Genomic DNA, 21,184 nt, shown 5'->3' on the forward strand with positions numbered 1-21,184 from the left:
TCGGTGCATCGTGGGTGAATTCCCGCTTCCGCCACTTCGCTACCGTTTTTGGATTAATCCCATGCCGCTTGGCCAGAACATTCAGACTCTCTTGACTATTTTGTATCGCTCGACGTACCGCCGCTGTCGTGCGGGCGCTTCCGTGTAATATCTGTCCCATAAATCATCCCTCCGTAGCTGGTTATATGTTACACCAGCACACCGTGGGACTAAACACCTAGGGAACAAGGTAAGTGGTAGTAGTTTTTGCTGTCAGCGTGTTGTGTCAGTAATAGCTAATGCTTGAATATGATAATAGAAATAGTTATAATTTATATGATTATTATCATATAAATTATAAAAATAAAAAGGAGTTAACTAAGGATGGATGATCGGGAAATTCTGCTTCAGGCACCAAACCCCAATTATCTTGCTGCGCGTCGCCGGACTTTGCGACAGCTTCTTGAATCCATGCTGTTCGAGAACATTCTTGAGTATTCGGAGAGGTTGCTTTCGATAGGTTGTTCCGAGTACGCCATTAAAGCGATAGATGCCAATGGAAAATCTGTCAGTTATTTAACCAAGGGAGTGAGGACTGTCAGTTACGGCAGAATCAGGTTACAAGATCCTGTCATCAGAATATCAGAACAATCGAGGGGTGAGGCGCTATCGATTGCCTTATTCCTTGGAGAGATCGCACCAGAAATTGATGGGGAAGAGAATAAATACAGCTTTTTTATCTCTGAATTGAACAATACAGTTGCAAAAAATGCGGAAGCATTAAGATTTAATTCAAATCTGAAGATTGCGGATTTGAATACATCAGATTCTGTTTTTGATGCTTATGAAACGGCGGTATTCAATGGGCATCTATATCACCCTTGCTACAAATCCAGAATGGGATTCAATCTGGAGGAGAATCAGGAATACACCAATGATTTTGGTAGTCTGATTAATTTGACATGGCTGGCGATCCGTAGAGATCGGGCAAAAATCTATACACTTGATGGATTGAACATTGACAAGTTGATTGCAGATGAATTGCAGCAAACATATCTGGATGAATTTGCCCGAATCATCATCAATGCTGGCAAGCGAGTAGAAGATTATATTTATCTACCAGTACATCCGTGGCAATGGAAGGAAAAGATTGTATTTGAATATGTAGATGATATTGCCAATGGAGATGTAATATTCCTGGGAAGTCATACAGATAAGTACAGTCCACAACAATCCCTAAGATCTCTCTCCAATCAGACCAGGAAGAGTGCCCATACAGTCAAGATTGCATTATCAATCATTAATACATCTGCTGATCGTCTGCTTTCCCCGCATAACGTTGCCAATAGCGCAATAATTTCCCAATGGCTTGCTTCCATACTGCAAAGCGATCTCTATCTGAAGGATGAATTGAGGTTTAATTTTATCAAAGAGGTGGCTGGTATTTATGATGACAAATCTCATCTGCCTGAAATAGTAGAAAGAAGAAAATTCGGGTTAATCGGTACGATATGGCGGGAAAGCATCCATACGTATCTCCAGCCGGAAGAATTTGCCATACCTGCTACGGCACTGTGTTTTCTGGATTCTCAGAACAAGTCCGTATCGGATGACTGGATTGCTGCATATGGATTGCAGGCATGGACAGAAAAGTTGCTCGATGTTTTGCTCAAGCCATTCATACATTTGCTGTATGCACACGGTATCGGGTTTGAGGCGCATGCGCAAAATACTATTCTGTTCTTCCGGGATGGATTGCCTGTCAGGGTGGCAGTTAGGGATCTGCCGGGAGGAATCAGATTTGCGCGTGATTATCTTCAGAAGCCGGCATCCTGCCCCATGTTGCTGGATGCTCCGAAATATCGGTTGACTCCCGGTGAAAGATCCGTACTGGATGCCACTCCGCAGGAGTTGGTTTGGTATCTGCATGATGCGATATTTTTTGTCCATCTGGCTGAAATTGCCCGTTTCCTGCATATGCATCAAGGGCTTGATGAATCCGAGTTCTGGAAAATGGCCTCTCGTGTCATTGAAGATTACCAGGACAAATTCCCTGAGTTGGATAAGCGATACAACGCGCTGGATTTATTTCAGACTCAAATCAGATTGAGCCAGTTTTCCAGAAAGAAAATATTTGCTGATACTAGCGAAAATGCTTATCAGCATGTGATGAATCCCCTGAAACGTAGCTTCTGATTCCAGCCTGACAATTGATTTGTCATGAAAGCAAGGAATGCTATGCGACGTAACGGGTATTTCCTAAAACTGGTGACCGCAGGCCATTTCTCGGCCATGTTTGCTGCATTCAGCATTCCGCCATTCTTATCCACGATTCTGACAGGCAGTTTCCCGGATGGCCTGTCATATCTGGGGATATGCTATGCAGCGCCAGTGCTTGCAGCATTCCTTGGTTACCCGTTGCGTATGGTGCTGACTACAAGAATCGGGGAAAGGAAAGCCCTTATTGCGAGTCATATCGCATTGGCAGTCATCATGTCAGGAATGTCAGTGGCTGATAGTCCTGCCATGTTTTTGTGCGGACTGATTCTGCAAGGTTTCGTGGCACCGACATTTGCTACTTCCAGCAGCTATTTGGCGTGTCGACTCAATCAAGATGAGCTTGTGACGGGAATCAGAGCGTTGCAGCTAATTACCAGGGTTGCTGCAGTGCTTGGGCCTTCACTACTGGGAGGTGTCATTCTTTATTTCAGCAGGCCATTACAGGTTTATCTGCTCTTGGCCCTTTTGCTGCTGATTACTGCTTTTCTGCTGACATTATCACTACCGAGCGAATCAGAAAATTCTCAAAAGAAAGCAACAGGAAAGGATCTGATGCGAAGTGGAAATGGATATCAGCTATGGAAGCCATATATTGCGCAGGTGCTGATTTTATTTTCAGCATCACTTTATGCACCCCATTTCATTACGTATTTGCAGACAGAAGTGAAGGTCATACCAGATTCGCTTTTGGGGACTGTGTTCTCAATACCCAGTATTGCGTATTTATGCAGCGTTCCTTTATTGCAGCCTATCAGGAAACTAAGAAATGTGACTCTGTTATGCACTGGATTCATGCTGGTGATGCTCGGACTGATAGGGCAATGGCAATGCCAGCAATGGATGATGGTGATTATTTGCCAAGCTGGCATCGGGATGGGCACTTTTATCTCTTTTACAGGAATCAATCTATATCTGGTCAGTGTGACGCAAATCCTGGGTGCTACCAAAACATTCTTTCGTTTCGAGTTGACTGGCCGGTGCGCCATGGCAGCAGGGGCGATTACAGGTGATTTTCTGGTAGGTATTGCAGGTATCAAAGCACCATTTCTGGTATCGAGCGCTTTGATGATCTGTGCCTTAGTATTTTTCTTCTCAATCTGTTCACGATCTGAGACTCAACAATCATTTTAAGGAGGCTTTATGGCAGTGCCTGCATATAAATTACCGCAAGTATCCGCTTCTTATGTCATCGCAGGGCAGCGTTGTGCAGAAACGCTATTGAATTGTTATTGCAGGGAAGTTGGAATGCCAGAGAAGGCAACCCGAATATGTAATCTTAGAGATATTGGCAGTTGGCCGGTTTCAATCAGGCTGGCTCTGGCGGGTAAGCAGGTGCTGGAAATATCCATGTCGAGAATAAAGGCTCGAATCATTGTGGCGGTCGAAAGATATTCTGATACGGCTAATTTTATATATCTTTCTTCGATATATTCCAAGAAAACGGGGGAATCATGGATGCACCAAGATTGGAAAGGTCTGGCGCACCTGATTATTCATGATCTGGCGATCAAGCATAATGAAAGTTTTAATGAAGAATTGCTGGATCAGATTGAAGATAGCGTCAGTGTTACTGCCGAGATTCTTGAAGATGATCGAAGAGATACATTGCCAGAGAATCCTCTGGAAGCATATCTCTGTTCTGAGCAATCCTTGATCTACGGTCATCCTTTCCATCCTGCACCAAAAAGCAGACAAGGCTTCAGCCAAAATGATCTCAGGAAATATTCTCCCGAGTTCGGTCAGGGATTTCCTTTGCATTATTTTGCTGTCCATGAAAATTTTGTTTATCAGAAAACGACCATAGAATCTGATTGTGCGGAAATCATTGCTCAAATGGCACCTTCCGAAATCAGGCCAAATCTTCCTTATATTCTGGTTCCTTGTCACCCATGGCAAGCCAAATGGTTATTGGACAATCCTCTTGTCCGGTCGGCGATCAGTCAAGGGAAGTTGAAAAATATTGGCTCAGCCGGAAAACATTTTTATCCTACATCATCAATACGTACTCTGTATCAACCGGAAAACCCCTATTTCTACAAATTCTCATTACACGTCAGATTGACCAACTGCATTCGCAAGAATGCAGTTTATGAGCTGGAGAGTGCGTTACAGATCAATAAAATCATGGCAGGGGTCATGGAGTCCATTTCTGAAAAATTCCCAGGCGTGTCTATTTTGGCAGAACCCGCATTCTTGTCTGTCGACTTGAAAGAGCCAGATGAGAATACGAGTAGGGAGGTTACAGAGGGGTTCGGAGTGATATTGCGTAAGAACTTCGATAAGCGACATCTGGATAACGGAGTTACGCCCTTATTGGCAGGGGCGCTGTTTGGGAATCATACACTTGGATGCGCTTATTTACGCGACATCATTTCCGCCCTGAGCGAGGCTGAGGGGCAGAATTCGGAAAGTACTCGTATCCGGTGGTTTTCTGCTTATGTACAGAAAGTCATGTATCCGATCCTCGAATGCTATTTTGCGCATGGCATAGTTTTTGAGCCGCATTTGCAGAATGTAGTGATCGGACTTTCTGATAACAGACCCACTCATGTCTATCTGAGGGATTTTGAAGGTGTCAAGCTGATTCTGGAATCATACCCGGAGGATAAGCTTTCCGGAGTCAGTGCGCGAACCCACGAAAGTCTTTGGTATTCCTCTGAACAAGGCTGGAATCGGATTTGTTATTGCCTATTCGTCAATAATTTTTGTGAGGCAATCCATCAGATCAGTCTGGGTGATGTGCATCTGGAACGCTTACTGTGGCAAGAGGTAAAGCATCATTTGAAGCATTATCAATCCCGTTACGGAACAGCGCTTTCAGAAGGGAGAATTGACGGGTTGATCAATGGCCATGCATTCCCGAGCAAGGCGAATCTGAGCAACCGATTCAGGATGCAGGCTGACAAATTGGCCGGATATATGCCTCTGATTAACCCGATGGGGAGGTTGTCATGATGTTTGATGCTGAAAAATTCATATCGGTCATCCATGATTTGGCTCATCCGGATAAATCGTTATGCGCCTATTTGTATGATCTTGGGGCACTTGCATCTCATGCGAGAAATATCAAGAGTAGCTTACCGGACAGAGTGAATTTCTTTTATGCGATCAAGGCTAATTCTGACCTGCCTATATTATCTGCGTTGGCAGAACATGTAGATGGTTTTGAAGCCTCTTCTGGGGGGGAGATTCAATGGGTGCGGCAGAATTTTCCAGATGTGCCTTTGATATTCAGCGGGCCTGGGAAGCTAGATACAGAACTCGAATTGGCCATCTTGAACAATGTGACTGTGCATATCGAGAGTCGGTTTGAATTAGAAAGATTGTTGCACATTGCAAGACACTATCAACAGCCAGCGGAAATCTTGTTGCGGGTGAATCCTCATTTTGAAGATTTACGAGCAACTTCTCTCATGATGGGGGGGAAACCGACTCAATTTGGCATCAGTGTGGAGCATTTGTCAGATTGCCTGAAAATGGTGAGGGATAACAGTGATTGTCTGTATTTCCAGGGGTTCCATTTTCACTTACTTTCACATCAATTAGATGCCGCTCAACATTTACGCCTGTTATCTGCCTATATCGAACAGGCAGTGAAATGGAAAGAGGAATTCAATCTTGTTATAGATCACATTAATGTAGGAGGTGGGATTGGTGTCAATTACAAAGACATCGATCAGCAGTTTGACTGGTGTCATTTTTCGCATGGCTTGAACAATCTGCTGATTGGAGCCGCTAAAAACATTCCAAAAATCCGGTTTGAGATGGGTCGGTATGTTTCTGCTTTCTGCGGCGTATATGTAGCAGAAGTGATCGACATCAAAACATCGGGGAATGGAACATATGTCGTAGTGAAAGGAGGTACGCATCATTTTCGTACACCTTATGCCCAAAATCATAGCCATCCATTCAAAGTTATTCCTGTCTCGACCTGGAAGAAACCATATTCCAGACCTGGTTTGAGGCATGGGAAGGTCAATATTGTGGGGCAATTGTGTACCCCTAAGGATTTATTGGCTTTTGATGAAATGGTGGGTGAAATTCGAGTGGGAGATATTGTTCTGTTTTCGCATGCAGGAGCATATGCCTGGCATATATCCCACCATGATTTTCTGCGTCATGCTCATCCCCAGCATATCTATTTGCCAGCTTAGGCTGGCGTACCCCCCATTTATTTCATTATTTTTCAACACTATCAAAAATTATAATATGTCGAACAATAAAATGTATGGAGTCAGCGTCATGGTCGGTGCCTTGCTAGGTACTATGCCGATGGAGGGATTGGCTATAGAGGATGAGAGTGAAAAGGCAGGAGCAGTGACGGAGTTGCCCGTGATCGAGGTGCAGGGAAGTACCAGGAGGGGACCAGATGAATTGCCTAGTATGTATACGGGAGGACAGCAGGCACGAGGGGCGCGCGTAGGATTACTGGGTAACAAAGATTTGATGGAAACCCCCTTCAGCATAACGAGTTATACGGCACAAACGATCAAAGATCAGCAAGCACGAACAGTGGCGGATGTGATGTTGAATGATGCTTCTGTCAGATCCGTCAATCCGTCTTCCGGGCGCTTTGAGCAATTCAGTATCCGTGGCTTTACGGTGCTCAATAGTGAGGTGGCATTTGGTGGATTGTATGGCATTGTGCCGACTTATTCCATACCGGTGGAAGCGACAGAGCGTGTGGAAATCATTAAAGGACCGAATGCTTTACTAAATGGTATGGCGCCAAGCGGTGGGGTTGGCGGAACAATCAATGTCGTGCCTAAGCGAGCAGTTGACAGGCCAGTAATCCAGCTTACCGGTTCTTATCTCTCCGATAGTCAATTTGGCGGTCATGTGGATATTGGGCGGCGTTTTGGCAAGGACAATCGTCTAGGTATCCGGCTTAACAGTGTTTATCAGAATGGTGATACCCCATTCAGACATCAATCCATACGGCGTAACATCCATACTCTGGCACTGGATTTCCGTGGAGAAGCGTTACGTTTGTTCGCAGATGTTGCCTATCAGGATCGCCGTGTAGAGGCCCCATTGGAGCGGGTTGGGGTGGTTAGTGGAGTGAAGCCTCCGTCAGCTAGACGTGTTGATTCTGGTATGACGCCATCGTGGACTGATGCGAATGTTCAAGATATTTATGGCGTATTTAGAGTGGAATACGATATCTCTCCGGTTTTCAATGCCTATGCAGCCATTGGTGCGAGGCGGGGAGACAACGATTTTATGCGGGCTACAGTGAGCGTAAAGAATGCCGGTGGGGATTTCATGACGCAACCCTTCCAGTATTTGTATAAGGAAAATGCGCTGTCGGCAGAAGCTGGCCTGCATGCCATGTTTGAAACTGGTGCTATCATGCATGCGATCAATTTGGGTATGAGTGATTTCCGATTGGAATATGGGAATGCGCGGCAGAGTTTTGACAGTATCCAATCCAATATTTTTAATCCAGTTGAACATCCTGAGCCAGTTACGGGCGGCTTGTCTCATCATTTACCAATTGTGAATAAAACGCATCTGTCGAGTATTGCGCTGACCGATACCCTATCCATACTGGATGAACAGATACAGTTGACTTTGGGAGCCCGCATACAGCAGGTGGAGGTGAATGGCTATAGTCCAGTCACCGGTGCCAGGACAAAACATTATAATAAAGATGCTGTAACACCTGCGGTGGGGCTGCTGGTCAAACCGTGGAAGAAAGTCTCGCTGTATGCCAACTACATCGAGGCGCTTACCCAAGGACCAACGCCTGCCGCCGGGGCTGTCAATATCAATGATATTTTTCCACCGTCCAGAACCAAGCAGGTGGAAGCAGGTATCAAGATGGATTTCGGCAAGCTGATGACGACGGTCAGCCTGTTCAAAATCAGGCAGCCCAGCGGATTCACCAATCCCGCAACCCTTATTTTTGCTGTGGATGGTAAGCAACAGAATCAAGGGGTGGAAATGAATGTGTTTGGTGAGCCATTTTCCGGTGTCCGTATCCAGGGAGGGGTAATGTATCTTGATGGTGAATTGACCAAGACAGCAGGGGGTCTCAATGATGGAAACACTGCGCCAGGCGTACCCAAGGTAGCTGCTAATCTGGGTGGTGAATGGGATATCAGAGTTATTCCCGGGTTGACACTGACAGCGCGCTCCATCTACACGAGTGCGCAATATCTGGATGCTGCGAATACCCAGAAAATTCCCTCATGGGTGCGGTTTGATCTGGGCGCGAGATATGCGATAAGGCATATTGCAACTCCTGTGACGATCCGTGCCAATATTCTGAATGCATTCGATAAACAATACTGGTCATCTGCAGCAGCCAGTGGTTTGACATTGGGAGATAGGCGCACGTTGATGTTGTCGGCAACGGTGGATTTCTGACTGCCATGACATCTACTATTCGTTCAGGTGTGCGATCCAGATCATTTTGGGTAAGGTTACATCGTTATGTCGGGCTGGTCATTGCCGTTTTTCTAATTGCGCTGGGATTGACTGGCAGTGTGATTGCTTTTGAGCGCGAACTAGATGCCTGGTTAAACCCAGAGTTGTTTCATGTGCCAGAGCGTGCTGTGCCAGTGTTGTCGCTGGATACACTGGCCAGACATGCGCAGCAGTTTGATCCTGAGGCTGAGATTATCACGATACGGATCAAGCGTGACCATGGAGAAAGTATCAGGGTTGACCTGAAAACGGAGCAGGGCACGATGCGGGAGCTGTTTTTGAATCCGTTTAGTGGTGAGGCACTGGGAGCGAGGGTGCGCGGCGCGTTTGTCATGGATCGAGCACATGTTATTCCCATGGTGTATAGGTTGCATACTAATCTTTACCTGCCGGGGCGCTGGGGTGTTTGGTTGCTGGGCGGCATTGCCCTTATCTGGATGGTGGATTGTCTCGTTGGTTTTTATCTGACACTCCCTCCGCCATTGAGATCAAAGGAAAAGAACAATTCTTGCAGAAACTGGTTGTCGCGCTGGAAACCATCGTGGAGCATCAAGAGACAGGCTGGTCAGGTCAGATTCAATTTTGATCTGCACCGAGCAAGTGGCCTGTGGTTGTGGCCTGTGCTCTTCATGATGGCAATGAGCGGCACGTATTTCAACCTGAATGCGGAGGTATTCAGGCCAATCGTAGGATTGTTCGGGGATTTGACACCTGATCCACGTAAAACGCTGCCCGGGACGTTGCAATCAGGTGTTGACCCAGTATTGGGTTTTTCAGATGCGGTATTGGTGGTGCATCAGTGGTTGCCGGCTGGAAATGATAATCTGGAATTGTCGTTTGTGAGGTATATGCCTGCCCTGAATGTATATCGCGTGGCTTTTGATCAGAAGGGGAGGGGAAGCGAAGTGTTTGCGATCAAAACGGAGCAGGTGTTCATTGACGGTAACGCCGGTACATTGACAGGGCGCCGAGGGTATGACAGTGGTACCAGAGCGGATCGTTTTCTTGCTTGGCAATTCCCAATACATAGTGGACAGATATTAGGTATATATGGACGTGTACTGATATGCATCACGGGAATATTGACCGCAATGCTAACCATGACGGGTGTTGTTATCTGGCGCAAGAAATGCAAGAGCAGGAGGATCAAGTAAATGCTATACAACCCGGGTTTTTCTGTCTGCATTCTCGGTAATATGGTTGGCAAGTTTAGCCAGGGTTTTAGTCGGGCTAATACCGATACAGGTGGACAGGCCCGTCCATTGTAGGATTTTAGCGCGAGTTTCACGCGCCCTGCGAGTCACATCAGGGTCCCCTGCAACCCGATAAAGCACTCTTCTGGGGCTTGCCATCCGTTAGAATAGCTGTATTCTCTTTCTTATCTCCTTGAGACGAATAACAGAAAGAAGTTGGGGGAAAATAAAATCGATGGATAACTTTTTTGATACGTTGGTAGGAGATGGATTCGCCTATCTGCTCAGAAGCGTTAATGAATCACACTTAAGAAAGCCGTGGCTTCCAACCTCGTGCTGATAGTGAACAACTCGTTGATATGTTTTTTTGTTGGACTGAGTGTTAAGTTATTTCACATTGGTTCGAAGTTTTGAGGCGCTCGCGCAGAATATAGTGATGAGGGCGGTGATCTTATCATGTATCTTCTTGGATTGGATTAAAAAGGTATAGAGTCGTAATACTCAAGAATCAAGGCATTTGATCTGCTTCATCAGATAAGAACCCATGGAACTTATTTACTCTACCGAGTATTTCTTGCTCAAGGGGCAGCCCTATCCTGGATTCCCCATTCTTCTGTATGACTTGATGGAAAGCTGCGTCCATGCGAATAGCTTCATGCGGCATTACCTCCTGCGCGGTGCAATTGGATCAAGGCACTCATGGTTAAGTACTGGAAGGGCCATGTATGATTACTTCAGCTTTCTCCAGGCTCATGAATTGAATTGGTGTGATGTTCAACGTGGAGAAGCACACAGCCTCGTTGCAGCATATCGGGACTACTGTCTGGATACGATTGGGTTCGCGCGCAGTACGGTGAACCAACGCTTGCTATATGTTTGTGAATTCTACAAATACGCCTTCAATGAGGATTGGGTAGATGCTCTTCCATTTGATTATGAAGAGCGCAACATCAATCGAACTGGTTATTTTGCCCACGCCGATGCCTCTGGCGGAAAAATCATGGTGAGGGATGTCAGCCTAAAAGAGCACCATACTCTTCCGAAATTTCTGTCCAAAGACGAGATTAAGACATTAATTAGTGCTGCAAACAGGTCTGCGTCGAGAAGAAATCGCTACATTCCCACTGGTGTATGTAATGGTGCCCAATCTCTCTGCGAACGGTGAGGCCAACATTCGCATTCGACTCGACCCCCGAGATGGACATGGAATCCGAACGAAGGGATCCAAACCTCGTGACATTTACGTCAGCCGAAGGTTTATGAGAGACCTGAATCACTACGCTATCCACGCGCGTGTCGACATCTAGGTTCATCCCCACATGCTGCGTCATACCTACGCCACTCATACACTTTGCGCCATGCAGCGGTCCAACTCGGGTATTGACCCATTGGTGTTTGTTCAACGTCAGCTTGGGCACTCTTCGATTCAGACGACCATGATTTATCTGCACTTGATCAACGAATGCGCGGAAGAAGCGATGTTGGCCTACAACGATGAACTCAACGACTGGATGGATGATTGATGGGGATAAAGAAAATCTTTGTTAAAGCGAATTTAACTATCCCAATGGTTGAACAGGTTCGTGACCATGTTGGTCAGAATGTGATTGTGCTAAGCTCGTCTGCCGCGACTCAAGATGTGCGGCAGGAAATCAGCGCCGCCGCCAGTACGATCAGCATCGACGTTGCGGAAATGAATTGCATGCTGGCGGTAAATGCGTGCCGTGAGGCAGTAAGCAACTCGATCCTTGCAGGTTCCAGTAATTTGTCAGCGATGGCGACCGCCGCGCTCAGGGAACCATTTGCATATGTGAGAGCATCTTCGGGCACGCCCGATAATGATTCAGGAGAAAACTCCATGCGGTAGATCAGGCTAGCGAGGCTGCCCAACAGGGCGATGCCCAGCGCACCACTGAGTTCGGAGCCTGTCTCGGACAATGCTGCCGCAGCCCCCGCCCGCTCCGAAGGGGCTTGAGCGATGATTAGCTCGACGCTGAAGGTGAACAGCGGTGTCAGCCCCAGCGCCAGCATCACTGTCCCGGTAATAATTACTTCCTTGTCAGACGAACCACCTACTTGCGTCAACAGGGCAAATCCCAATGCCGACAACAACAGGCCACAGGTGGTGATGCGGCAGGGATGCCAATAGCGTGCGATGCGCGGTGCCGTGGCGGAGCCAATCATGAAGGCACCCCCCCAGGGCGCAAGCCAGCAGGCGGCCTTGAATGGCGAAAGATCGAGCACTAGTTGCAGATACTGGGTCAGAAGGATTGAGAGTCCGAACAACACAAAGAAGCCGAATGCGTAGCTGAGCATGGCCGCGGAAAAGCCTGGCCTGCTGAACAGCTGCAGATCCACCATGGGATAGGCCAGTCGCGTCTGACGATGCAGAAATACTCCGGCCAGCGCCACACCAACGAGCAGCGATAAAACAGGCCACCAACTCAGCCCTTGTCCTGCCCCCTCTTTTATACCGTACACAACAGCCAATACGGCGCCTAGCGATAACAGTACGCTACACAGGTCGACACGGCCCGGGGCCGGATCGCGATATTCAGGCAGCAGCCAGGGACCCAGTGCCAACAACAGCAACATTGCAGGTACGGAGATGAGAAATATCGAGCTCCAATGAAAATGCGTAATCAGTATCCCGCCCAGCAAGGGGCCGACTACTGCTCCGGCCGAGAAGCTAGCCATCCAGATGCCGATAGCTGTCGTCCGTTCGTTCTTGTTGTGAAACATATTGCGAATCAGTGAGAGCGTGGACGGCGCCAACGTTGCGCCGGCCACTCCGAGCAAGGCGCGAAGAAGAATCAAGGTGCCGGCACTTTTGACCAGTGCAGCGAGGACCGAGACAATGCCAAAAGCCGCTGCACCAATCAATAACAGTCGCCGTCGCCCGATGCGGTCGCCGATAGTACCCATGGTGATCAGGAAGCCGGCAACCATGAAGCCATAGATATCCACCATCCATAACATCTGTGCGTTAGTGGCGTTCAGCGCTGCATTGATGGTCGGTAGTGCCAAGGTCATGATCGTCAGATCCATGGAGTACAGCAGACATGGCAGGGCGATTACTGCTAAGCCGATCCATTCGCGCCGCGTGGCCTTGGCCGCTATGCTGATCACGGAATAGCCAGCCTAGGCAGCCGTCTCTGGTAAAGTTGGATCGCCAGAGGTTCAGCCTCGACCTGCCGTCGGTGTCGTAATCCGCATAGGGATAACGTAGACATCACTGACATCAGATCGAGCTGGTCTTTCTGGGTGCCTCCATTTATGCTGAATTGAGCGGTATTTATCACTGGTATGCCGTCGGATCTTTGGGACTTAGGTAAGACGAGTGGCGGCGTGCGATGACATCCATACCGTGCAAGCGGTAGAAGATGTCATAGCCGCGGCTCCCTCGCTCGCGCCAAGCCCGTCGGAGATAGGCCATGTCAAACAGACCAAGCTTATCAAGGCCGCTATCCGGCTCCAGCGAACTCTCCATACGCGCCTCAAACTCGGGCGATGCATATACCATCTGCGGCACTGGAAAGCCAATCTTCTTTCGGCTCGAGATTGCGCTAGGGAGCCAGGGTGCCATCGCCTGCTTGAAGATCCATTTTTCTGAATCCTCATAGTGCTTGAGCCTCGGTAGAAAGGAAAACGCGCTTTGAATGACCTGCTGGTCGGCTAGTGGGATTCTGACTTCAATACTGTGCGCCATGCTGGCCATGTCTATCTGACGATATTCAGAGACTACGCACTCGCCGTGATAATCGAGCAGGCAAGTGAGCTGTTGGCTGTCCTGCGTATCATGCGCGTACAGATCGAGATAGGGCTGCACGGCGGAAATGAAGGCGGCGCGAGCATCGACCTCAAGCATCAGTTGCCCGAGGTCGATATCCCCCACCGCATTGAAATAATCGAAATAGGCACCCGCTACCAGCCTCGAGGGGGTGATTTTCAGCCTGTGTCCATGACTGTAACCATCGAATACCTCGTCCGGCCCGCTGCCACAAAACGCTACGCGATAACCGTCGGCGGCGATTTGCTCGAGCAGCAGGAACAGACAGACCGCCTCGGGTGCACCATTCGGTTCGCAGCACAGCGACCACCAACGGTCCATGGCCTCGCAATAGATCTGGCTCGTCACCTCAATTTCCCGGTGCTCCGTGCCGAAGGCTTCGGCCACCAGCCGAGAGTAGCTGAACTCGTTATGCATGATGGCACCTGCCCTCAACCCAGATTCGGGAAAACCGATAGCATAGGTGTGCAGTTCCAAGCCCTGGCTCCTAGCTCGGGCTACCACGCTGGACGAATCAATGCCGCCGCTTAATAAATAGGCATACGGAACCTCCAGGTCGAAACAGCGTGTGCAGCCTGCAGCCACTGCGTCCCGAATACGTTCGGTGATTGCGGTGACATCCTGTTGCAATTCATCACCGATGACGATCTTGTGATAGCGCCGATGACGCGGGCGTTCACCCTGTTCGACGACCAGGCAACATCCAGCCTCAAGCTTCTTGATCTCGCGGATATGAGTATGGGGGCCAAATACGAACATGATGCCCGCGGCCTGGGCCAAACCTTCGCGGTCCCAGCTGAAGTTGAGATGAGGGATACGCAAAATGGTCTCAATATCCGAGGCAAAATACAGTTCGTCCCCGTCCCCAAGCGTGTAGTACAGTGGCTTTTGTCCCGTTGGATCCACAGCCAGCAGCGTTCGTCTGGCCGACCGATCGTGCAGACAGAAGGCAAACATGCCCTCGAGCATGCTTAGCATGTCCAGGCCATGACGTTGGTAGATGGCAAGCAGGCTCTCGGTATCCGATTTGGTACGGAAGTGATAGTCCGGACACAAGCGCCGCAGATCGAGATGATTGTAGATTTCACCGTTGAAGGTCAGGGTCAGCATGCCGTCGGCACTCTGCATTGGCATGTCTGCCTCAGAATTGTGTATATCGGCCACGCGCAGACGAGTATTGCCCAGTACGACCCGTTCATCCGCGACCACCGTACCTCGGCTGTCCGGCCCGCGCCGTTGCATGGCATCGGTTCGCACCATGTCCTCGACTACCCTAATGCGCAAGGCCGCCGGAGTCTCGCGCCCAACGAACCCAGCGATTCCGCTCATCTCAAGCCCCCAGTGTCGCAGAGGTTGCAACGGTGGCGTGCTCTGCCTCGGGTGTCTCATAATCCTCGAACAGCGCGGGACGCATCTGCTCGATCCAACTCAGATACAGTTCCACCCGATCACAGACGATGATTACAGCGCTCTTGCGCTCTGTCTGTTTGGCATCAATGGCTCGCAGGTAGCGCAGTGCAGCTAGATAGGTGGCGCCACTGGAAGGGCCTGCCATCACTCCATAGTCACGGATTAGGGCGAGCATGCCATCAAGTGCCTCGCTCGCCGTGATGCCAACTAACTGGTCATACTTTTGTTCCTCAAAGGGGCCGACGTAGAACATCTCATCCATGTGACGGATGCCGGGAATGGCGCTGTCCTTGGTCGAAACGATACCGGACACTTTCAATTTCTCGTTCGCTTCCCGAAGGCGCCGGCCGATACCGATACTGGAACCCGCAGTGCCGACTGGTGCAAAAAAGTAGTCGACCGGCCCGAGATCCTCCAGGATCTCCTGCGCCGTGGTGGCGTAGTGGGTGCAGTCATTGTTGGGATTGCGGTATTGATCGGTATAGAGATAACGATCGCGCTGCTCGTATGCGCGCGCATCGACGTACAGCAAGGCTGCCATGGCATCGGTGGGGTCGACGTCTCCCGCCATCGGTGAAACCTTGGCGCCCTGTACTACCAGCATGCGGCGCATCTCCTGAATACGGATACGGTTGGTAATGGTCTCAAGGGCGCTGCCATAGATAGATGCCACTGCCTGAAGTGCACGCGCTGCATTGCCGCTCGATAGCTCCAACAACTGCTTGTTACTGGACTGCAGAGTACCCAAGTGCGGGCGTAGCATTGCCCATGCCGTCCGATCCTTGATCGAGCCAAACGGGTTGAGGTGCTCGAGCTTGGCATACAAGTCGATATTCGTCAGGCTAGTCTTGGCTGGATTCAATTTCAAGATCGGCGTATTACCGATCAGATCGGTGATCGAATCGACCACCAGTCGTTTCCTGCTAGTGGCCATCTTGGCTGGCTCGTCATCGGCACGACGGATGGTCTCTGTCGATTCGGTAGCTTCCGATTGACTCAGCAGGCTGAATATCAGCGAGATCAGGGAGAGGCCTGGTCGTTTCTCTGTCTGATATCGGAACCTGAAACCATGTTCGCACACACGATTGGGATCAATCATGTCATTGATAATGAAACCCAAGCTATTACGGGGCGCGCTGCGGAATATGAAGTACTGGATATTGGTGAACTTCCGCAGATGGCGTAACAAAGGTTGCTTGTTGGCGATCCAGTTCGACACGAATACCAAGTCGCAATCACTGAAATCGTACTTACTGCCATCGACACAAATCACACGGACCAGATGGTCCAACCCCACCTTGGCAATCAACTCCGTGGCAAAGGCGGCGGATCTGGTGTGAGGATCCAACACCACGACCTGATAGCCGAGTCGCTGCGCCAACAGCATGGCCGGAAGCGGCAGCGCGCCACCGCCTATGTAGCCGATGCGACAGCATTGAGTGGCAGCGGACGGATAAGTAGATTCAGTACAGGAGCGCAGCTGACCTTCACGTTCGAGCCAGGTCAGCTCGTCCTCCATCAGGCCCTGATAGATCTGTCCATGGTAGGCGCGATAGATCTTGCCGAAGGTCAGGTTAGATTCCCCTAATAAATTTTCTGCAATCCGACATTCTTCGAGAACACCGGCGTCGCAGGAGATAGGAAAGACGTCGCGGGCTAGAGCAAGAACGTCCGCATCAGCGGCGATCACGCTCGCGTCGCTAACCGACACGTCGGAGCTAGCGATGGAGTACAACTTGTAGCGGGCTTGATGAAACTGCGCATTCTCCGGGCCACAAGCACCGAATGCGAGTATGCGTTCTCCAGCTTCCAGGATGTGCCGTTTCAGATCGACGATGCTGTCAGATAGATAAATGTTTTTCATAGTCGGAAACTCTCTAATCTTGTTTAAGATGATGGGAGTGAAAATGGCACAAGAAGGTGGTCACTAAAGACCTCCGCAGTCTCTTTCATCGTACCTTCTCACAGCGGAAGGCATAGTTGTGGACATACTCCGCGTCGACATGGTTAATAACCTTCTGGTACCATGCGCTCGGTTTTGAGAGCGAGGTGTAGCCCTTGGGCACGATGCGCTTGATGCTGGTCTTGAAGCCGACCCCGATGAAGGCATCAGCGATATCATCCAAGGTGTGCTCCTTGACCTTGATGGCGGCGAAGCGATTGATTGCCGTTCGCAGTTCGGTACCAGCGTCGTCGTTCATGTAGTCCGGGTGTGTAGCGAAATAGATACCACCAGGCTTCAGTACTCGGTATATCTGCTGAGCATGGTCTCTCAGATCTTCTATCAGATAGATCACCGCCGTGCTGATGGCGATATCGAACCGGTTCTCAAAATCGGCCATAGTGTCGGTGGCAATGTATTCGATCGGGCGATCACCACATCTCGAACGGGCGACTTCGATCGAACTGCGGGCTAAATCGACGCCAACGGCCTGGCGGAATTTGTGTTCGTCGTACAGCTTGCGCAGGAATCCACCTTGGTTGCAACCAAAATCCAGCAGGATTTTGTCCGTAAGGCTGACATCAAAGGTCTGCGAGGCAACTCGCTCCCAGAACTCACCATGCTCGTCCTCCATCGACTGGTCACCAGTATCGGGTTCGGTCCACCACTGTTCAATCATTTTCATGAGTTATGCCTCCTTTGGCAGTTTTTGTGTACTCACCTGCTGTACTAAAATCCGAATCAAGGGATCGACTTTGATTGAATCCACCATGCTATTTGCACCACGAGATGAATGTGGAAGCAGAGCGATGCTGGTTTCATTCAGATCGTAATCGAGTAAACACCAGCATCCGACTCATAAGCGGTAAGATAGCGTTAGTAAAAATGTGCGCGGTGGATTGGGGATTAGGGTGTAGTTGTAGACACCACTCGCGCCGCCGTAGTAGTACTTGGTGTCGAACAGATTGTTGACGTTAAATTGGGCATGCCAGTTACCAGTGTCGTAGTAGGCGGTGGTATCCATGCGTACGTAGGCCCCCAGTTTGTGGGAATTCGGCAGAGTTGCCTGGCGCGATGAGGCAGCATAGATGCCACCGCCCACACCGAGGCCTTGCAGAACACCACCGGGTTCGTAGGTCGTCCACAGATTGCCGCTGTGCCGAGGGACATCGGGCAGCTTATCGCCGACCGGGAAGAAGCCATCCGCTTTCACTTCGGCGTGGGTATAGGCATAGCTGGCAATTACCTTCCAGCGCCGTGTCAACTCACCACTGACATCAAGTTCGAAGCCGTGGCTAGATTGACGTCCTGCAAGGATGTTTCGTAGAGGGTCGTTCGGATCGCTGGTAAGAATGTGACGACGGGTTAGCTTGTAGGCTGCTAGCGTAGCGTTCAGTCGCCGGTCAAAAAAGTTAAATTTGGCACCAATTTCTTTCTGGGTACCAACTTCGGCGTTAAACACGCTGGCATCGATACTGCGTGTAATATTTGGCGAGTGCGACCGACCCACACGGGTGAACAACGCAGCTGTCGGATTTAATTCCCACACCGCACCGACCTGCCAAGACAGCGCCATCTGGTTCGCGCTATTCGTATAATCACTGCTCTTGGCTTCGTTATGGAAACGATCCAGTCGAAGACCAGCTAACAACTTCACCGCAGATGTCAGTGTCAATAGGTCCTGTGCATAAATTCCAATATCGTCTCCCCGGCCCTCGTTATAACCTTCACCAGGAATGATGGGCTCGTGATGAGCAGAGCGCATGCCAGGATCAAACAGGTCGAGGACAAAACTCGTTTGGTCGGTATTGTTAAACCCGTTTACGATCTTTCTGTATTCCGTGCCGAACAGCAAGTTGTGCTCAAAGTTCCAGGTATAGACCTGTCCGCGCAACTCAGCTTGCACAGCGTGTCCGCGAGACCACTCATGGCCATTCATGTAATGGGTGAAGTGTAGCTTATTGTCGCCAGTGTACAGGTAGTTGTCAGGAAAGGACTGGGTCGAATCCTGAGTGGCTCTATGGTACTGTGTGGCGATCCGAAGGCCCCAGGTCTGGCTCAGCTGGTGATGGAGAATAGCAGTACCCACGTAAGTCTCGTTGAGTCCGCTATCGCCTGGAAGGTCAGGGTAGTCTCCTTTGCGCAGCCCGAAGTAACGGGTACGGGAGAGGTGACGGAAGTTCGGCAGATTAGGCAGGCCGAAGTCGAATAGATCCTGGTCGAAGCGATTGTATTCCGCTAATAACGTGACACTGGTTTTTTCCCCTTGCCAGGATATTGCCGGGGCTAGGGAATATGATTCGAATCCACCACCATCACGAAAGGTACCGTTGTTCTCGTACGCACCGTTCAATCTCACGGAAAAACCCTTACCCAGGACACGGTTGATGTCAAAGGTCGGTCGCCATTGCTGGTAATTCCCCCACAGCAGATTGATTGCACCATAATTGTAGTAGAGCGGTCGTTTTGAAACCGTGTTAACTTGGCCACCTAGCGAACCAACGCCGCCGTAGAGCGTACCGGACGGCCCTTTCATCACTTCGATCCGTTCGATGTTCTGCACATCGCGGGTAACCAGGTTGCCGTTGTATTGGAATCCATCGCGACTGCTGCTGTGGGTCGTGAAGCCACGTATATTGAAGAACATTCCGTGATTCCCACCGTAGCTGGCTTCGGTCTGCACACCGCTGACGTTTTCTAGCAGTTGGCCGGGCTGGGTCACTGCGCGGTCGCGCAACACTTCATGCGGTACCACCTGGATTGAGGCGGGGATGTCGCTCAGAGGCAGATCCGTCCTGGTGAGGCTGTTAGCGCGGTTAGTAGTGTAGCCACTCGATTCGGGATAAGCAGGGGCGCCAGTGACTGTCATCGCCGGCAACTGCGTGACATACCCAGTGGGTACTGCCACTTCTACATCACGAGCTACCTGCCCAGCATCCTTTCCCTCGGAACCATCTGCAGTCTCCTGTCCTTGCATTATGGAATCGGATCTCATCTTTATGCCCTGCGCCAGATGCGCCCGCCCTTGTTCTAAAGCAGACGTTTTCCTCATATCCTGCTCCTCTTTCACTACGCGGTTTTCTTCAGCCCCAAACAGTGGATTGCTTAGAGCCGTTCCTAAGAGAACCCACAGTAGGGTGATAGAGGATTCTTCCATTCTTTTTTCTCCTGATCATTTTGATTCCGGCTGGGTACTTACCTCGGTCGAGTCGGTCTGGATTTTAAGATCCGCTTTCGTCGTGATGTTGGCGATAAAATTGAGCACAATGTCGTGACTGACATTCATAATGGATATCGGCGATGTACAGCTAGCTGTATACTTAATGCGGGGAAGTTATACAGAATAAAAACAGGATTTGGAATGTGACATAACGTCGCACTCGATTCGATCCGAGCCCACAAGCTGATTTTGCCAGTTTGTCCGGTGTATCAGCCAGAACAGCTTGCAGGATTGAACAAAATCACTATCACCAGACGATACGGTCATGCTGGGTTTCGTATGATCATATACGCGGGTGTTCACAATGAGGCGTTTGCTGAGGATGGTTGTCGATCGTTCAAAAGCCGCCTTCCAGCGTCAGATAAAGAGTGATGCAGTTGTTGAGCAGTTGGCGTTGAACTGCCAGATTGGCGCTTTGTGCATTGAATGTACTGCGGTAACTGTCCAGCAATGTCAGGATCTGAATAAATCCCTGCCGATAGGCATACAGCGCTAGTTGTCAGCTATAGTTTCCGTCTGCTGCACAGCGGCGCGCAATTGGGTTTCCTGCGTACGCAGTCATTCTTCTGCTGCCAACGCCTGTTCAACTTCACGAACGCATTGAGCACAGTTTCCTTATAACGGTGCAGGGTTTCGGTTGCCCGTGCCTGAGCCAATGCGATGCCGCCGCGAACATGTCCACCGGTGAATAGCGGCTGGAACGCGCCGGCAAACAAATTCCAGACGAGCGAGTTCGGGTCAATCAGATTGGTCAGTGCCTGGTCGCGTGTGCCTCCAGCAGCAGTGAACATGATGGGAGGTAACGCGCTGTCCAGACAGGCATCGGTCGCGCGCAGTCGTGCAAATGAAGCCAGTAGATCAGGGCGCGGGGTCAGTAGTTCGGAAGGCAGTCCGGCCGGTAGTTGTGGCGGGAGTACGGGAAGCATCTGCTAGACAGT

General features: G+C 49.9%; 16 protein-coding genes and 1 pseudogene. 9 read left to right on the forward strand and 8 right to left on the reverse strand.

Annotated elements, in window-relative coordinates; genetic code table 11:
• Positions 1-160 (reverse strand): annotated as a pseudogene (locus C8R14_RS05495) (IS481 family transposase); the annotation flags it as partial.
• A gap of 203 nt (positions 161-363) precedes the next feature.
• Here C8R14_RS05495 and C8R14_RS05500 point away from each other — a divergent pair.
• From C8R14_RS05500 to C8R14_RS05525, 6 genes are read left to right on the forward strand one after another with little or no spacing between them, the layout of a single operon-like run.
• Positions 364-2,175: an IucA/IucC family protein gene (locus C8R14_RS05500; protein ID WP_011634786.1), complete on the forward strand. Its 1,812-nt coding sequence runs from the start codon at positions 364-366 to the stop codon at positions 2,173-2,175.
• Between the two features lie 24 nt (positions 2,176-2,199).
• Positions 2,200-3,390: an MFS transporter gene (locus C8R14_RS05505; protein ID WP_082211260.1), complete on the forward strand. Its 1,191-nt coding sequence runs from the start codon at positions 2,200-2,202 to the stop codon at positions 3,388-3,390.
• 9 nt (positions 3,391-3,399) lie between these two features.
• On the forward strand, positions 3,400-5,214 hold the full coding sequence (locus tag C8R14_RS05510) for an IucA/IucC family protein (protein WP_011634784.1): 1,815 nt from the start codon (positions 3,400-3,402) through the stop codon (positions 5,212-5,214).
• Positions 5,211-6,413 (forward strand): type III PLP-dependent enzyme, encoded by a 1,203-nt coding sequence (locus tag C8R14_RS05515; protein ID WP_011634783.1) that lies wholly within the window; start codon positions 5,211-5,213, stop codon positions 6,411-6,413. The genes C8R14_RS05510 and C8R14_RS05515 overlap by 4 nt, the downstream gene beginning before the upstream one ends.
• A 55-nt stretch (positions 6,414-6,468) precedes the next feature.
• Positions 6,469-8,631 carry a TonB-dependent receptor gene (locus C8R14_RS05520; RefSeq protein WP_258332601.1) on the forward strand — a complete coding sequence of 721 codons (2,163 nt, stop codon included), beginning with the start codon at positions 6,469-6,471 and terminating at the stop codon, positions 8,629-8,631.
• Positions 8,632-8,636: 5 nt separating this feature from the next.
• Positions 8,637-9,845, forward strand: a complete 1,209-nt coding sequence (locus C8R14_RS05525; protein WP_011634781.1) for a PepSY-associated TM helix domain-containing protein — start codon at positions 8,637-8,639, stop codon at positions 9,843-9,845.
• Positions 9,846-9,848: 3 nt separating this feature from the next.
• Here the strand turns inward: C8R14_RS05525 and C8R14_RS05530 are convergent, their stop codons facing one another.
• The gene (locus C8R14_RS05530) at positions 9,849-10,043 is read right to left on the reverse strand and encodes a Y-family DNA polymerase (RefSeq protein ID WP_011634780.1); all 195 of its coding nucleotides are present in this window, start codon (positions 10,041-10,043) and stop codon (positions 9,849-9,851) included.
• A gap of 385 nt (positions 10,044-10,428) precedes the next feature.
• On the opposite strand from C8R14_RS05530, the gene C8R14_RS13715 reads away from it, so the two are divergent.
• Together C8R14_RS13715 and C8R14_RS13720 are read left to right on the forward strand one after the other, a co-directional pair.
• Positions 10,429-11,049, forward strand: coding sequence for a site-specific integrase (locus C8R14_RS13715; RefSeq protein WP_204987601.1), 621 nt, complete (start codon positions 10,429-10,431; stop codon positions 11,047-11,049).
• 154 nt (positions 11,050-11,203) lie between these two features.
• Positions 11,204-11,407: a tyrosine-type recombinase/integrase gene (locus C8R14_RS13720; RefSeq protein WP_204987602.1), complete on the forward strand. Its 204-nt coding sequence runs from the start codon at positions 11,204-11,206 to the stop codon at positions 11,405-11,407.
• A 109-nt stretch (positions 11,408-11,516) separates the two neighbouring features.
• Here the strand turns inward: C8R14_RS13720 and C8R14_RS05540 are convergent, their stop codons facing one another.
• From C8R14_RS05540 to C8R14_RS05560, 5 genes are all read right to left on the reverse strand, one after another.
• Positions 11,517-13,013 carry an MFS transporter gene (locus C8R14_RS05540; protein ID WP_011634779.1) on the reverse strand — a complete coding sequence of 499 codons (1,497 nt, stop codon included), beginning with the start codon at positions 13,011-13,013 and terminating at the stop codon, positions 11,517-11,519.
• Between the two features lie 169 nt (positions 13,014-13,182).
• Positions 13,183-15,003 (reverse strand): asparagine synthase (glutamine-hydrolyzing), encoded by a 1,821-nt coding sequence (gene asnB, locus C8R14_RS05545; RefSeq protein WP_011634778.1) that lies wholly within the window; start codon positions 15,001-15,003, stop codon positions 13,183-13,185.
• A gap of 1 nt (position 15,004) precedes the next feature.
• Positions 15,005-16,948, reverse strand: a complete 1,944-nt coding sequence (locus tag C8R14_RS05550) for a pyridoxal-phosphate dependent enzyme (RefSeq protein ID WP_011634777.1) — start codon at positions 16,946-16,948, stop codon at positions 15,005-15,007.
• 85 nt (positions 16,949-17,033) lie between these two features.
• A complete protein-coding gene (locus C8R14_RS05555) occupies positions 17,034-17,711 on the reverse strand; it encodes a class I SAM-dependent methyltransferase (RefSeq protein WP_011634776.1) in 678 nt (225 codons plus the stop codon).
• Positions 17,712-17,882: 171 nt separating this feature from the next.
• On the reverse strand, positions 17,883-20,183 hold the full coding sequence (locus tag C8R14_RS05560) for a TonB-dependent siderophore receptor (RefSeq protein WP_041353532.1): 2,301 nt from the start codon (positions 20,181-20,183) through the stop codon (positions 17,883-17,885).
• A 367-nt stretch (positions 20,184-20,550) separates the two neighbouring features.
• On the opposite strand from C8R14_RS05560, the gene C8R14_RS13345 reads away from it, so the two are divergent.
• Positions 20,551-20,742, forward strand: coding sequence for a hypothetical protein (locus tag C8R14_RS13345; RefSeq protein ID WP_143000387.1), 192 nt, complete (start codon positions 20,551-20,553; stop codon positions 20,740-20,742).
• Positions 20,743-20,749: 7 nt separating this feature from the next.
• Here C8R14_RS13345 and C8R14_RS05565 read toward each other — a convergent pair whose 3' ends face one another.
• A complete protein-coding gene (locus C8R14_RS05565; RefSeq protein WP_011634773.1) occupies positions 20,750-21,172 on the reverse strand; it encodes a TolC family protein in 423 nt (140 codons plus the stop codon).
• Between the last annotated feature and the right edge of the window lie 12 nt (positions 21,173-21,184).

The sequence above is a fragment of the Nitrosomonas eutropha genome, assembly GCF_003201195.1.
Lineage (GTDB): Bacteria > Pseudomonadota > Gammaproteobacteria > Burkholderiales > Nitrosomonadaceae > Nitrosomonas > Nitrosomonas eutropha.

Coding starts and splice junctions, on each gene's coding strand:
- C8R14_RS05500 (WP_011634786.1), top strand. CDS start 364: ATGGATGATCGGGAAATTCTGCTTCAGGCACCAAACCCCAATTATCTT.
- C8R14_RS05505 (WP_082211260.1), top strand. CDS start 2,200: ATGAAAGCAAGGAATGCTATGCGACGTAACGGGTATTTCCTAAAACTG.
- C8R14_RS05510 (WP_011634784.1), top strand. CDS start 3,400: ATGGCAGTGCCTGCATATAAATTACCGCAAGTATCCGCTTCTTATGTC.
- C8R14_RS05515 (WP_011634783.1), top strand. CDS start 5,211: ATGATGTTTGATGCTGAAAAATTCATATCGGTCATCCATGATTTGGCT.
- C8R14_RS05520 (WP_258332601.1), top strand. CDS start 6,469: ATGTCGAACAATAAAATGTATGGAGTCAGCGTCATGGTCGGTGCCTTG.
- C8R14_RS05525 (WP_011634781.1), top strand. CDS start 8,637: ATGACATCTACTATTCGTTCAGGTGTGCGATCCAGATCATTTTGGGTA.
- C8R14_RS05530 (WP_011634780.1), bottom strand. CDS start 10,043: ATGGCAAGCCCCAGAAGAGTGCTTTATCGGGTTGCAGGGGACCCTGAT.
- C8R14_RS13715 (WP_204987601.1), top strand. CDS start 10,429: ATGGAACTTATTTACTCTACCGAGTATTTCTTGCTCAAGGGGCAGCCC.
- C8R14_RS13720 (WP_204987602.1), top strand. CDS start 11,204: ATGCTGCGTCATACCTACGCCACTCATACACTTTGCGCCATGCAGCGG.
- asnB (WP_011634778.1), bottom strand. CDS start 15,003: ATGAGCGGAATCGCTGGGTTCGTTGGGCGCGAGACTCCGGCGGCCTTG.
- C8R14_RS05550 (WP_011634777.1), bottom strand. CDS start 16,948: ATGAAAAACATTTATCTATCTGACAGCATCGTCGATCTGAAACGGCAC.
- C8R14_RS05555 (WP_011634776.1), bottom strand. CDS start 17,711: ATGAAAATGATTGAACAGTGGTGGACCGAACCCGATACTGGTGACCAG.
- C8R14_RS05560 (WP_041353532.1), bottom strand. CDS start 20,183: ATGGAAGAATCCTCTATCACCCTACTGTGGGTTCTCTTAGGAACGGCT.
- C8R14_RS13345 (WP_143000387.1), top strand. CDS start 20,551: ATGAGGCGTTTGCTGAGGATGGTTGTCGATCGTTCAAAAGCCGCCTTC.
- C8R14_RS05565 (WP_011634773.1), bottom strand. CDS start 21,172: ATGCTTCCCGTACTCCCGCCACAACTACCGGCCGGACTGCCTTCCGAA.